The organism is Mesonia oceanica, assembly GCF_902499555.1.
In the GTDB taxonomy this organism is placed as follows: Bacteria; Bacteroidota; Bacteroidia; order Flavobacteriales; family Flavobacteriaceae; genus Mesonia; species Mesonia oceanica.
Genome location: NZ_CABVMM010000008.1, coordinates 136,171 through 150,412 on the forward strand (window position 1 = coordinate 136,171; position 14,242 = coordinate 150,412).

Annotated in this window: 14 protein-coding genes; 5 read left to right on the forward strand and 9 right to left on the reverse strand. The window is 32.6% G+C overall.

Translation table 11 applies throughout. From position 1 onward, the window contains the following. Positions 1–173 precede the first annotated feature (173 nt). Both FVB9532_RS11135 and FVB9532_RS11140 read left to right on the forward strand, forming a co-directional pair. A complete protein-coding gene (locus FVB9532_RS11135) occupies positions 174–899 on the forward strand; it encodes an SDR family oxidoreductase (RefSeq protein WP_150545251.1) in 726 nt (241 codons plus the stop codon). Between the two features lie 9 nt (positions 900–908). Beyond that, positions 909–1,859 carry an aldo/keto reductase gene (locus tag FVB9532_RS11140; protein ID WP_150545252.1) on the forward strand — a complete coding sequence of 317 codons (951 nt, stop codon included), beginning with the start codon at positions 909–911 and terminating at the stop codon, positions 1,857–1,859. 56 nt (positions 1,860–1,915) lie between these two features. On the opposite strand, the gene FVB9532_RS11145 is transcribed toward FVB9532_RS11140, so the two are convergent. Continuing rightward, positions 1,916–2,782, reverse strand: a complete 867-nt coding sequence (locus tag FVB9532_RS11145; protein WP_150545253.1) for a sigma-70 family RNA polymerase sigma factor — start codon at positions 2,780–2,782, stop codon at positions 1,916–1,918. A 163-nt stretch (positions 2,783–2,945) separates the two neighbouring features. Continuing rightward, the gene (locus FVB9532_RS11150; RefSeq protein WP_150545254.1) at positions 2,946–3,374 is read right to left on the reverse strand and encodes an FKBP-type peptidyl-prolyl cis-trans isomerase; all 429 of its coding nucleotides are present in this window, start codon (positions 3,372–3,374) and stop codon (positions 2,946–2,948) included. Between the two features lie 441 nt (positions 3,375–3,815). Between FVB9532_RS11150 and FVB9532_RS19495 the strand changes: the two genes are divergently transcribed. Continuing rightward, positions 3,816–3,974 (forward strand): hypothetical protein, encoded by a 159-nt coding sequence (locus FVB9532_RS19495; protein WP_194716539.1) that lies wholly within the window; start codon positions 3,816–3,818, stop codon positions 3,972–3,974. A 207-nt stretch (positions 3,975–4,181) separates the two neighbouring features. On the opposite strand, the gene FVB9532_RS11155 is transcribed toward FVB9532_RS19495, so the two are convergent. The 6 genes from FVB9532_RS11155 to FVB9532_RS11180 form a co-directional block, all read right to left on the reverse strand. Beyond that, on the reverse strand, positions 4,182–5,183 hold the full coding sequence (locus tag FVB9532_RS11155; protein ID WP_150545255.1) for an SAM-dependent methyltransferase: 1,002 nt from the start codon (positions 5,181–5,183) through the stop codon (positions 4,182–4,184). Positions 5,184–5,395: 212 nt separating this feature from the next. Then, positions 5,396–6,625: an RNA methylase gene (locus tag FVB9532_RS11160; protein WP_150545256.1), complete on the reverse strand. Its 1,230-nt coding sequence runs from the start codon at positions 6,623–6,625 to the stop codon at positions 5,396–5,398. Positions 6,626–6,767: 142 nt separating this feature from the next. Then, positions 6,768–7,388 carry a porin family protein gene (locus FVB9532_RS11165; RefSeq protein WP_150545257.1) on the reverse strand — a complete coding sequence of 207 codons (621 nt, stop codon included), beginning with the start codon at positions 7,386–7,388 and terminating at the stop codon, positions 6,768–6,770. Between the two features lie 242 nt (positions 7,389–7,630). Continuing rightward, positions 7,631–8,395 carry a type I methionyl aminopeptidase gene (gene map / locus FVB9532_RS11170; protein WP_150545258.1) on the reverse strand — a complete coding sequence of 255 codons (765 nt, stop codon included), beginning with the start codon at positions 8,393–8,395 and terminating at the stop codon, positions 7,631–7,633. A gap of 276 nt (positions 8,396–8,671) precedes the next feature. Beyond that, positions 8,672–9,577, reverse strand: coding sequence for an NAD(P)/FAD-dependent oxidoreductase (locus tag FVB9532_RS11175; RefSeq protein WP_150545259.1), 906 nt, complete (start codon positions 9,575–9,577; stop codon positions 8,672–8,674). A 49-nt stretch (positions 9,578–9,626) separates the two neighbouring features. Then, entirely contained in the window at positions 9,627–10,181 is a 555-nt protein-coding gene (locus FVB9532_RS11180) for a TetR/AcrR family transcriptional regulator (protein WP_150545260.1), read from the reverse strand. A 514-nt stretch (positions 10,182–10,695) separates the two neighbouring features. On the opposite strand from FVB9532_RS11180, the gene FVB9532_RS11185 reads away from it, so the two are divergent. Next, on the forward strand, positions 10,696–12,375 hold the full coding sequence (locus FVB9532_RS11185; RefSeq protein WP_150545261.1) for a phage tail-like protein: 1,680 nt from the start codon (positions 10,696–10,698) through the stop codon (positions 12,373–12,375). 35 nt (positions 12,376–12,410) lie between these two features. Here FVB9532_RS11185 and FVB9532_RS11190 read toward each other — a convergent pair whose 3' ends face one another. Beyond that, positions 12,411–13,610 (reverse strand): aminotransferase class I/II-fold pyridoxal phosphate-dependent enzyme, encoded by a 1,200-nt coding sequence (locus tag FVB9532_RS11190; protein ID WP_150545262.1) that lies wholly within the window; start codon positions 13,608–13,610, stop codon positions 12,411–12,413. 159 nt (positions 13,611–13,769) lie between these two features. On the opposite strand from FVB9532_RS11190, the gene FVB9532_RS11195 reads away from it, so the two are divergent. Beyond that, a complete protein-coding gene (locus FVB9532_RS11195; RefSeq protein ID WP_150545263.1) occupies positions 13,770–14,231 on the forward strand; it encodes an Lrp/AsnC family transcriptional regulator in 462 nt (153 codons plus the stop codon). Positions 14,232–14,242 lie beyond the last annotated feature (11 nt).

The following is a 14,242-nucleotide window of genomic DNA, read 5'->3' on the forward strand; positions in this document are numbered from 1 at the left end:
TTAGTTGGTTTTGAGATTTCAATGTACAAGAGATTTTGCAATAAGAAGAATTAATTTGATTAAGTTTAACAGCATATTTCACGAACGTTAAATTCTTCCAAAAGCCTTCAAGATTCTCGATGAAAAGTATAATCTATAATATCTTTAATCATTCAATATAAAAACTAATAACTATGAGTAATCTTAAAAATAAAACTGCCTTTATCACCGGAGGTAGCAAAGGTATTGGCTACGGAATTGCAGAAGCTTTAATAAAAGAAGGAGTAAATGTTGCTATTACCAGTCGTTCTTTACAATCGGCAGAAGATGCTGCTAATGAGTTAACAACCGATAGCGCAAAAGCTTTAGGTTTAAAAGCAGATGTAAGAAATTTAATCGATCAAGAGGAAGCCATCAGAAGAACCGTAGAAGAATTTGGGCAAGTAGATTTTGTAATTGCAAATGCCGGTTTAGGCCATTTTGGAAGTATAGGAGAGCTTACCGATAGAGAATGGAGGGAAACTATAGATACCAATTTAACCGGAGTATTTTATACCATTAAATCTTCTTTGGAAGAACTTAAAAAATCGAAAGGTTATTTCATTACCATTTCTAGTTTGGCCGGAACTAACTTTTTCGCCGGAGGAGCAGCTTATAATGCTAGTAAATTTGGATTAACTGGTTTTACCCAATCGGTCATGTTAGATTTACGTCAAGATGGCATTAATGTTTCTACCATTATGCCTGGTTCTGTTTCAACTCATTTTAATGGAAATGATCCTGAAGCGAAGAAAGATGAGCAAGCTTGGAAAATCCAAATTGAAGATTTAGGGGAATTAGTGGTCGATTTATTTAAAATGAATAAACGCGCTTTACCAAGTAAAATTGAAATTAGACCGGCACAACCACCTCAAAAATAATCTATAAAGATGAAAAAGAAAAAATTAGGAAATACAGAACTAGAAACCGCTCCTATTATTTTTGGAGGCAATGTTTTTGGTTGGACCCTAGATGAAAAAGAATCTTTTAAGATGCTCGATGAGCTGTTAGATAAAGGCTACGATACCATTGATACTGCCGATGTTTACTCCCGTTGGGCAGAGGGAAATAGTGGAGGGGAATCTGAAACTATTTTAGGAAAATGGATGAAAGAAAGAGGAGTGAGAGATCGAATTAGCCTACATACCAAAGTAGGGTCTGATATGGGGCAAGGACATAAAGATATTTCAAAATCTTATATTTTATCGGCCGTTGAAGATTCTTTAAAAAGGCTTCAAACCGATTATATCGATTTATATTATACCCATTGGGATGACGATAAAACTCCAGTGGAAGAAACGTTAGAAGCTTACCAGAAATTAATAGATCAAGGTAAAGTAAGGTACATTGGAGCTTCTAATTTATCTGCTGAACGTTTGCAAGATTCTTTAGATGCTGCTAAAGCCAAAGATTTACCGAAGTATCAAGTATTTCAGCAACAATATAATTTAATGGAACGCGATGATTTTGAGGGAGAAATTAAAACTATTTGTACTGCAAATAATGTTGGAGTGACTACTTATTTTTCATTGGCGAGTGGTTTTCTTACCGGAAAGTATAGAAAAGAAGATGATTTTGAAGGGAAGAAAAGAAAAAGCTTTGTACAAAAATATTTGAATAGGAGAGGCTTGGAAGTTTTAGGTGTTTTAGATGAAATTTCTGAGGCGCATCAAATTTCTAATGCAGGAGTTGCTTTGGCTTGGATTATGAACCGTCCCGGTGTTACGGCACCTATTGCCAGTGCAACAAAATCATCCCATCTAAAAGCTTTTGATGAGGCTGTTTCTGTAAATTTATCGGAACAAGAAATGAACAGGTTAACAGAAGTGAGCAAAAAGTAATTTCTTATAAATTAATGCATAAAAAAAGCGTGGAAAATTTTCCACGCTTTTTAATTTTAACCTAAATATTTTTTTAGGATCTTATTTTTAGACTGATGCTTTAAACGTCTAATTCCTTTTTCCCTAATTTGTCTTACACGCTCTCTACTTAAATCAAAAGTATCTCCAATTTCTTGAAGCGTCATTGCCGGTTGGTTACCAATACCATAATTTAATCGAATTACATCTGCTTCTCGGGTAGATAGAGTGTCTAAAGCTCTATTAATCTCAATACTTAATGAATCTTGTATTAAATTGTCATCAGGATTGGGAGATTCACCAGAACTTAAAACATCATATAGATTAGAATCGTTTTCGCCTTCTTTAAATGGAGCATCCATAGAAAGATGTCTTCCAGAATTTTTCATCGCCGTCTTTACTTGTGCGGTAGGCATATCTAATTCTTTAGCCACCTCATTAGCAGATGGAGGTCGCTCTAGCGATTGCTCTAATTGAGAGTAGGCTTTGTTTATTTTATTGATTACTCCAATCTTGTTTAACGGTAATCTCACTACACGGGATTGCTCTGCTAAGGCTTGTAAAATAGATTGTCTAATCCACCAAACTGCATAAGAAATAAACTTAAAACCACGGGTTTCATCAAAACGTTTAGCCGCTTTTACCAAACCTACATTTCCTTCATTAATTAAATCAGGTAATTTTAAACCTTGATTTTGGTATTGTTTAGCTACCGAAACAACAAACCTAAGGTTAGCATTAGTTAGTTTTTCTAACGCGCGTTGATCACCTTCCCTAATGCGCTGTGCCAACTCAACTTCCTCGTCTGCAGTAATTAAATCTACCTTGCTAATGTCTTGAAGGTATTTATCTAAAGACTTAGATTCTCTGTTGGTAACCTGCTTGGTAATTTTAAGTTGTCTCATATTATTTATCTAATTATTGTTTGTAAGTGATATCTAAATTCATTATAACATATTTAATTGGATTTTCCAAATTTAAACATAGATAAAATTGATATCACTATAAATAAAAAAATCACAGGCAGTAAAAAACCACCTGTGATTAAACGAGAAATATTAAAAAATATTACTTTATCTCAACTACTTCTACATCAAAAATTAAATCTTTTCCAGCAAGTGGATGATTGGCATCGATGATGATTGATTCTTCTTTTACTTCAGCAACTCTAAGTTGACGTTCAGAACCATCAGGATTCTTAGCTACTAAGCCCATACCTACTTCTGGAGTAATTTCTTGAGGAAGTTGATCTTTAGGGATTTCCTGAAACAATTCTTTTTGTATATCACCATAAGCTTCGGTTTGTGGTATTTGAATGGTTTTCTTTTCATTTACTTCCATATCAATCAAACCTTTTTCAAGACCTGGGATAATTTGACCGCCGCCAATGGTGAACTCGATAGGCTCTCTTTCTATAGAACTATCGAAAACCTGACCATCTTCCAGTTTTCCAGTATAATGAATTTTTACAGTGTCATTGTTTTTTACTTGACTCATAACTTAGTTTTTCAATTTTAAAAATCTGAAAATTAACTACATAAGTTAATTCACAATTAAGCTGCGAAACTACATAGAACTATAGGAATAGCCACAGAAAATCCGGATTAATCTAGCCTGTTAAGAAAAACTTAACAATTTTTAGATGTTTAAAGGGCTTCTGTTGGAGTCTTAAGGTAATATTAAAATTTAAGGATTTAAGAACTTATTAATAAACACTTAGTATTTAATCTCTAAATTCGGAAAAAAAATGGATGATTAGCAACAATACTTACACTTCTGAAGAGAAAAAAGTTAATGAAAAAACGTCAAAAATTACTTCAAGTGTAGTAACGGCAATTGTAGTAATGATTACTTTGGCAGTTATATATTGGATGCCTGCATAAATTTTTAGAATTTTTTTGTAAATTGTATATTAAAGTAACCAACCAAAATCAATATATGGCAACAGATCCGAAAAAAAATCAGGAACATGAAGATTACATTTTAAAAGACAATAAGAAAACAAAATTTGGGGCTACCTTTATAATTATTGTTCTCATCTTATTGGCTATTGTGGTAGTAGCTTCCGGTTTTTATATGGAATGGTGGGAGTTTTAAAAACTCACTAACCTATCTAACTACTTAGCAGACGAGCTTCAAAGGTTATCTTTGAAGCTCGTTTTTATTGTTTTAGTACATCTCCGGAGGCTTGTCTCACTAGGTTTTAAATTGTGAAAACGTATTTTCTTATAACGCTGCCAAGTCTTGCCCCTTAGAAATTTACAATGTAAGTTTTTTGGAAAAGATAAATTCCCTTTCTTATGTTTATGTTATTTTATATTCAAGTTCTGGATGAGAAGAAATTTTATATTGTGTATGAATGCTTAGCGAATCTTTTAAGTCACTAATATCTTTAATTATTATTGGAGTAGTTAATCCGCTTTCATCAATCCCAATTTTTTCATCTTCATATATTTGTATTTCAGTCATCAGTACTAATTGAGAAAAACCTTTTAGTTTTTTTCCTTCTATAATGGTTTCTTTTTTATCGAATAAAATTTCTCCATTTGTCTTTTTCTCTGCAGTACTTAAAGGGAACATTTCTTCCTTACTTACATCAAATATTTTTCTTACTTTTTCATAAGGTTTAGGATGATTTTCCTCTAATGGAATTCCTTCTTTTTTGAGTCCGATAGATAATTCTATTTTCTGTGGAATAAATACTGAATCGTAATTTACCTGATTCATCAAATTTAAAAAGATAGGAACCTGTTGTTCTTTTGCTAAAGCGTTTTGCATAGTTTCGCTTATAAGTATATCAGGTTTATTTTCAGAGTCTATGTTATATTTAGTAGCATCCTCTTTCACCAATTTTATGTTATAATCTTTTAGGCCTAATTTTAAAATTACATCTTGAAGAATTTCAAAACTCAATGGATTTATTTCTAATAATGTATACTTTATATCTTCTTTCGGATACCTAAGAATAAAGGGGAGAATTAGAGTAGCAAATGGACCAGTTCCCGCATATAGAACATGAAGAGGTTTTTGTTGATTGATTTTTTCTTGAATGGCTTTATTTATCCCTCTAATAAATTGTCTGGTCCTAATCATATCATCTATACAAAGAGCTGCCCAAAAAGTGCCTAATGCCTTGCCATTATCAAGATCAATATCATTTCTTCCATTTTCAACATCCATGTTTTGTCCACAAACCCCATTCAAAAGGTTTTTATATTCTTTTGATGCTATAGATAGTTTTTGGTAATCAAGATGATCATTAAAATATTCTGAAGTAATTCGAATTATTTCTTTTTGTAGTTCCATTGATTAAAATGTAATTATTCTTTTAAAATTTGATCTAATGATAAGTCTATAAAGCTGTTTCCTAAATTTAACAGTCCCAACACGTTTGCTCTCGCTGAATGTTCAAGACTCTAAGATTTTTTACTCTAATTGATAATTGCTTAAAAGGCAAGACACCTATTTTGATTATGAATAAGCTTTTAAAACATCTCTTTACCATTTATAAATCCGGATTAGGCAAGTTTTTTATTGTTGATGTCAGCTGTTATGATTGCTTCTACGATTAATAGTTGCTGGATAAAATTATAAACTTCAACTAAATCCCATATTGGCTCCATGAATTGTTTTATAGAGGCTAATGTGACATATTCGCCATCATTCAATTGATCAATCAATTGTGGTAACAGTGGATGTTTTTTTAAAACTATACGATGACCTCGTGCGAAGATCATAGTTTGTTTGGAGTCTTTTGCGTCTAAATAAATTGGAAATATTTCTTTTCCTTTAATTGAAAAATTTTCCTTTTGAGGTATTCTAGCACTTATTTTATTTGATATTCTTCGAATCCCTCCGTTACTTTTTAAGCCTAATATTTTTCTAGCTAATGTAATTTCCATTTTTTTCTGAATGGAATTTAAATCGATTACCTCATTCAAAATAGATTGAGGAGAATCCAATTTTATGGGTTTTTCATATTCAACTTGATTTACTAAGGCTTCTTCTGCGGTTTTCTTCAATAAAGCATTTTCGAATCGATCTTTCGGAGGGTTTACATAATCCAATACAAGGCTTAAAGAAAATTTTGGAGTGTTACCAATATGATAGACAGAATGCGGAATAACCATGGCATCACCAGGTTCTAATTGATAAGCCTTAGCTTCTGGAAGCATTTCAGAAATATTATGGAAAACTTTAGCATTATGTTCGATTGAATTGTATTTAGGATCATCCCAGGTATAGAATTCCTTCATTTCCGGCCCTAAATGAAATAAAATTCCGTCTTCTCCAGTAGATTCTTTATGAATACCAAATGGAGTGAAACCGTAGTTTCCCATAAAAAAAAGGAAAGATAAACCATCAAGTGGCAATCCTGCATTTTCCAATAAGGGACGTACAATAGTGGCCGCTTTTTCAGAAAAGGAATTACTGTATTCTTCTAAACCTATGAGAATCATCCCGAATTTTTGGTCATCAAAAATCTGTTGAGACCAATCTTCAAGTGAATGCTCCAGATTAGGCGGATTAGCTGCCATTTTTTCAATAAAATCATTTCTAAGTTCATTATTAATATAGGTTTTCATACCAATATGGAGGTTTTCTTTAGTAAAGAAATCCCTCAATACTTTAATTAATAATAACTTTATTTCTATGACATCCTTAGTTGAAAGTAATTGTTTTGCTTGCGCTGGTTTGCTAAGCGTATTAGAATCTTTTATAAGAGATTTCCAAATACTAGAATTCATGAGTTATAAGTGGTTGGTTAGTTTTTAATATTGGTCAATTGCATGCTGATGGTATCGAATATAATTAGTAGATAGGAGTTTAGAGTAGCAGGCAACAAACAATTGCTTATTGCTACCTCATTAAAAGTTTCTCTTTTATTGATTATAAATTGAAGAGAGCCCCTATGTTAAAACTACTTCTTCCGTTTCTAACAGAATTTCCCGAATTTTCTTCAAAAATATCGATAAAGCCTGTTTGTCCATCATATTCTATGTATAGCTTCATATTATCATCTATTTTGAATTTATATCCAATGCCATAAGCAAAACCAAAATCCGTACTTTTAAATTCGTCTTTTAAGTCTAAACCTAATTCAGAATCTTCTACATTAACTAAAAAACCAATATATGGTCCAAAATTTAGGTACCAATTTCTATTTGAACTAAAATGCCAATTTGCCATTATTGGAAGTGTTATATAATTTAATTTAAAATCTGTTGTAGCTCTATTGAAATTTTCGTCGATTATAAAACCATCAGACCACCCTTTATTGTCATAAATTAATTTAGCTTTCACCCCCCATCTATCAGAAAAATAATACTCTCCAGAAACTCCTGCGTTAAATGAGGTCCGAAAAGATGTATTACTTAGGCCATCTATTGTTGAAACATTTGCTAAATTTACCCCTAATCCAATTCCCAACTCAATATCTCCACTATTCTGAGCATTAGAAGTTAAAATGCCCAAAAAAGCAAGTGCAGCAATAAGAAATTGTTTTTTCATAATAATTTTAGTTTGGTTTTAATTGTTATAGATTTTCTTACTATTATTTTTAGTTCAGTATTTTAACGAACATGTTTATAGACAGGTAGGGTATAAGTGAATCATTGTTTCCCGTTATCCAACAAACTAAAATTTTTGTACCCGATGCTGGACGGACAGATTTATTGGTTCTCTTTATTTCCTAAAAAGCTAATCAAAATTTTCGGTTTAGAAATTACTCTGCTGTTTGTTGTAGCCGGTTTTTAATTCCACATTCCGTTTGATTTTGTCAAAATAATAGGCTCTTTATCTGTAATTAATATTGTCTGTTCGTGTTGAGTTACATAGCCGCCTCTATTTCCCACTAGTGTCCAACCATCATTTAATTCTACAGTAAGTGTTGATTTTGTAGAAATGAAAGTTTCAATAGCTACGGTAGTGTTTTTCTTGAATCTTTCGCGATTGCTTTTAACTCTGTAATTTAAAATATTTTCTGGCTTTTCATGTAAATTTCTACCAACTCCGTGACCTGATAAGTTCTTGATAACTTTAAAACCAGACTTTTTAGCTTCAGTTTCTATTAAATATCCAATATCTGCAATTTTTACTCCTCCTTTAATATTAGTTATTGCTTTACGTAAAATATTTTTTGAAGCATTTACAAGTGGTTGATGATTAAAAGTATCATTTCCTATAACAAAAGAACCTCCGTTATCAGACCAAAAACCATTTAGTTCAGCTGAAACATCGATATTAATCAAATCACCTTCTTTTAGTATTTTGTTTTCAGAAGGAATTCCGTGAGCAGCTTCATTATTTATACTTATACAAGTATATCCAGGAAAGCCATAAGTTTCATAAGGAGCAGATTTAGCGCCATAACTTTTTAGTATATTTCCGCCATATTCATCAAGCTCTTTAGTTGAGATTCCAACTTTTGCGTATTCTTTCATTAACTTTAGTGTAGTTCCTACAACTTCACTAATTTCCTTCATTCCAATTAATTCGGATTCTGTTGTTATTGACATTTTATTTTTTTTTGAATTGGCTACAAGAATGTAGATAAATACATTCCATTTATCTCACATTTATTACGATGTTAAATATAGACAAAATAAATAAATATTATTCTTGATTTCTAGCATTGGATTATGCCGTTAAAGGGGAGAACTATAAAATTTAAGTTCATCAAGTTTTATTATTCATCTGATGTATTAATTTTATTTTTAATGAATTATATATAGAGCATTGTATTTTAACTATTACCTTACTATATAGGTAATAAGTTCAAAATGGTATTAATATTAAAAAATTTCTTTGGTTAATGCTGCGTTGGTCATCGCACCGGCTAGATTACCGCTGGCTACGGCAGCAGCTACCGATCGCATCATGGTAGAATTATCTCCGCAGGCATAAATGCCTTCAATAGTAGTTTGCTGAAATTCATTGACTTTAATATGCCCGTGTTCTGTTAGTTCACAGCCTAAGGAAAACGGGATGTAGGAATGCTGTATAAAAGGAAAACCTGCATATAAGGCATCAAATGCTTGCTGATCTCCGTTAGTAAACAAGACGTTTTTTAATTGACCTTCCTGATGTTCAAGTGCTGAAATTTCTGTTTCCATGATGTTTATACGATGGGCTTCCAGTTTAGCTAATTGCTCAGGTTTAAAATCGGCTTTACCAGTAGTTAGGATAGTTAAGTCGTTCGTGAGGTTATTCACCAGAGAAGCTAAATGAAAAGCGCGCTCTCCATTGGCGAGGATTCCTGTTTTTTTGGTTCGAAACTCAAAACCGTGACAGTAGGGGCAATGTATTAAAGAGATTCCCCAACATTCTTTGAATCCTTGAGTATCCGGGACTAAGTCCTTTATTCCCGTAGCAAAAATGATTTTTTTGGTCAATAACTTTTCTCCGGATTGTGTGAAAACAAAGAATCCATTTTCAGTTTTTTCAGCATTAATAGCTAAGTCATTCATAAATTCTACGCTTTTGTACTGAAGCACCTGCTTTTTTGCTTTTTCTGAAATCTTAGCAGGGGGTACTCCGTCTTGCGTAATAAAATTATGAGATTGAGGTGTTTGCCGGTTACAAGCCAAACCACTATCAATAATCAATACTTTTCTTAAAGATCTTCCTAATGCCATTGCTGCCGAAAGGCCGGCATAACTCCCACCGATGATAATTACTTCAAAATTTGTCTGTTTCATTAGTTTAATTTTAATGTCTCATTTTTGAGACATATATAAATAAATTTTTTTAAGGGCTTATTGCTTTACTATAAGAGATCCAGGCAAGCTGTTTTATATCTTCTATATTTTGATGATTGATTTGCTTGGCATTAACAGTACTTTCAATAATTCCGGAATGTAAAACCTGAATCCATTCTGGTGACATCTTTGGATTTAATATTCCGGTTTTCTGTAATTCGATCACAAGCTTTTGAAATGTAGTGTAGATGTAATCATAATCGGCGCAATTTTTATTTTGCATTGTATGGTTATGATCTGCACTTCGGTGCATTTTATAGAATGTTGAATATTTCGCACCACAATCAATCCCAGCGTAAAGCATTCTTTCTAACTGCACGATTGGTTCATAACTACTTTGTATAGCCGCGATCATGGCTTTTTTACAGCTTATTTGTATTGCTTGTCTGCAAATTTCTACCAGTTCATTACGATCTTTAAAATACCGATGTAAAGTTCTGCGCGTCAACGCTGCATTATCGGCTACTTTCTGTAAAGGAGCAGATAAGTCTTCATTGAAAACTTGAATAGCAGATTCTATGATTCGTTTTTTGGTAGCCGTCATTATAAGCAAATATATAGATATTTCTCAAATGTGTGACATTTTTTGAATTATATTTTGTAAAAGTGTTTTGGTTGAGTGATACCTTGATTAATAAGTGGTGTGTTTTAAAAACTAATAAAAAGAGAAAATAGCTATTGGTAAACTTCAACTTGAAAATTTGCTTCCAATTATTTTAAACAGGTTTTTTATTGATGAAGATATTTGTGTAAATCCATATCTCAAAATTAATTTCATGCCTCTATAAAATGTCAGATTAAATTCATTAATGTTATTCAAGAATAAAATTGAATGTGTAATATTTCATTTTAAAAGTAGAGGTTAGTAATCGGATTAAAGGCAATAAAAAAAGATTAAAAACATCAGTGTTTTCGGGGGTTTAGCGAATTTTGAGGGATGAAATACCCTTTAGAATTAAAAAAATGTATTTTAATCGAATTTTATAGAAAGTTATCGAATATATTTTCAGTGTTTCTATCCCTTCCCTTCATTTGCACGTAAATATAATTAACTAGACGTGAGAAATTTAAAGTTTTTTAAGATAAAAAGAAGTTTACTATTATTAGTTTGTTTTTTAACCGTAAACTATGGTTTTAGTCAGGTTGGGATTGGAACATCAAATCCTAATTCTTCTAGTATTTTAGATATAAGTTCTTCTAATAAAGGAGTATTATTTCCTAGAATGGATTTGGCTACAGCACCTATAGATTCGCCTGTAGAAGGTTTAGTGGTTTGGAACACCGATTTAGCTAATGAAGGAGCAAATGCAGGTTTATTTTATTGGAATGGTTCAGCATGGGTAAGTTTAATCTCTAACGATAAGCTAGACTCACAGATTCAATCAATCCAATCGTCTTCGTCAGGTGGTGGTAGTGGAGCTGATGTTTGGCAAAAAGGAGGTAATGAGGCTGCTGACGGTGATTTTATGGGGACTACTAACGAAAAAGCTTTAGAGTTTAGAGTAAACAATGAGAGAATAGCCTATATAGAGCCAAATGGTGGATTGTCGATGGGTAAAAATGCCAGTGCAAACAATTATAAAAGTATAGCCATAGGGAATGGGGCTCAAAGCATAGCAAATACAGAAGCTATTGCAGTTGGAGTAGAAAGTAATGCTTCAGCTTATAGATCACTAGCATTAGGAGCTTTAAGTGAATCATCAGGAAATGAAGCTATAGCAGTAGGTCTTCAAAGTAATGCTTCTAATTATAGATCACTAGCATTAGGAGTTTTAAGTGAATCATTAGAAAATGAGGGTATAGCAGTAGGTGTTCAAAGTAAAGCTTTGGCATTTCAGGCTATTTCACTAGGGAGTTTGAGTAGATCATCAGCAAATGAAGCTATAGCAGTAGGTGTTCAAAGTAATACTTCAGGTTTTAGATCTGTAGCTATAGGTTCTTTGTCCACATCATCTAACAATGATGCTGTAGCCTTAGGAATAGAATCTTCTGCTTCCGGACAAAAGAGTACTGCTTTAGGAAGTAATAGTAATGCTAGTGGACAAAACTCAGTAGCTATCGGTTATAATTCCTCTGCTACAAATCCAAATACAATTATTTTAGGTAATAACGTAAATTCTGGTGGGAATGCCACTAAAGTAGGAATAGGTACTTCTAATCCTACTGAAAAACTAGAAGTTAATGGATCAATTAAAATTACAGATGGTACACAAGGAGCAGGTAAAGTATTAACCTCTGATGCTAATGGGAAAGCTTCTTGGCAAGACGCACCTTCAGGGGGAGGTTCTAGTTCTTCAGCAAACGTAGGATATGGTGAGATTTATATCAATAACGATGTAAATGTTACTTTACAACGTTATTCAAATACTACTTTTCCTAACGGAATTCCTGGCTTAAGTAGTGCTAATGTCAATGCAAATAATAATGGTTTTCAACCTAATTTTGCCGGTGTATTTAAAGTGACCTATACTGTTACTTATAGTAAAAATTCCTCTAACGGAACGGGAGAAATAGAATTTTACTTAACAAAAAACAACAATAAAATTAATGGTACAGCGATTAGAGGAGCTTTAAAAAATGGAGAACGAGTAACAGTTTCTTTAACGAAAATTATTGAATTAGAAGCTAACCAAACTTATTATTTACAAATAAGTAAAACGGAAGAAGCCCCAAATAATGGTCCGAATGTTACGATATACAAAAACGCAAGTAATATTTCAATAGAATTAATAGAGTAAAAAAGCGGCTACTAAGCCGCTTTTTTATAGAATTTTTATAAGACACCAACTTCCTCCATACAAGATTTCATTCGTTCAAAAGTTCTATGGATGTGGTTGTCCAAGCCAATTGAAAATCGAATCAACCCATCGCTTAATCCCATTTCAATTTGTTCTTCTTCAGGAATCTCAGAAGAAGTAGAACTTCCAGGGGCACTAAATAGGGTTTTGTAAAAACCTAAACTCACGGCCAAATATCCTAAATTTCGTTCCTGCATCAATTCCATTAAGGTGTTGGCTTTCTCTAAAGAACCTACATCAATGGTTAACATTCCACCAAAACCATATTCATCATTCATCATCTCTTTAAAAGTTTCGTGACCGGGATGATGTTGCAATCCTGGATAAACCGTTTTTAAGCCTAATTCGTGAAATTTTTCAGCCAAGTACATGGCATTTTCACTATGCTTATGCATACGAATATGAAGCGTACGTAGATTTTTTAAAATAGATGCCGATCGAAAACTATCCATAGTAGCACCTAGCAACATACAAGCCCCATCATTTACATTTCTAAGCTGATTAATAAATTCTGAAGAACCACAAATCACCCCACCAACCGTATCGCTACTTCCGTTAATAAATTTTGTAAGCGAATGAATCGTAATATCGGCTCCTAATTTTTGAGGAGTGATGGAAAGCGGAGAAAACGTGTTGTCCACAACTAATTGTATGTTATGCTTTTTGGCTAATTTTGAAAGTTCCCGAAGGTTAGCGATTTCAAGAAGTGGATTGCTCACTGCTTCACAAAAAATCATTTTGGTTTTTGGGGTAATTGCGGCTTCAACTTCTTCTAATTTCGTAATGTTTACAAAGGAGGTAGAAATATTGAGTTTAGGAAGAAAATTTTTCATAAACGCATAAGTTCCACCGTAAATAGTTCGGCTAGAAATAATGTGTTCTCCCGTATCGCATAACTGTAAAATCACGGGAGTAATAGCTCCCATTCCACTAGCCGTAACGGTTGCCGCTTCGGTAGCTTCCATTGCGGCTAAAGCTTCCCCTAAATAAAGATTACTTGGACTAGAGTGACGTGAATACAAATAACAGCCTTCGGCATTTCCTTCAAACGTATCGAACATGGTTTTAGCAGAAAGAAATGTATAAGTAGATGAATCTGAAATAGATGGGTTTACACCACCAAATTCTCCAAAATATTGAAGATCCTGAATTTTATCGGAAGGATTGTATTTCATTTGAATTGATTTTATTATTTCTTTCAAATTTGGATTAATTAAGAAATAAAATCAATAGATTTAATTATTATTAGAAAATAATTCATCAAAAATTTATTTTATTAGTTTTTATTTTTGTTGAATTGTATTTTCTGTTTTTAATGCTGAAAAATTTTCGTTATGAAACTAGATGAAATCGATAAAAAACTACTGAATATCCTTCAGCAGAATTCAAAACTAACGACGAAAGAAATCGCCTTTCGTTTAGAAATGTCGAACACTGCCATTCACGAACGTATTAAACGATTGGAAAAGGAAGGGGTGATTTCAAAATATGTAGCGTTGCTGAATACCGAAAAAATCAATAAAAACTTTTTAGTGTTCTGTCACGTAAAGCTCATTCAGCATAACAAAGAACACATCACAAAATTTGAAAAAGAGATTTTAAAGTTAGATGAAGTGTTGGAGTGCGTTCACGTGAGCGGTGATTACGATTATATTTTAAAAATCTATGTTAGTAATATGAAAGCATACCGTAATTTTCTCATCAATAAACTAACAATCATTAAAGTAATAGCGAGTACTCAAAGTACCTTTATGATTAATCAAGTAAAAAATAATACAGCCATTTCGCTTTTATAATTTCTAACGGC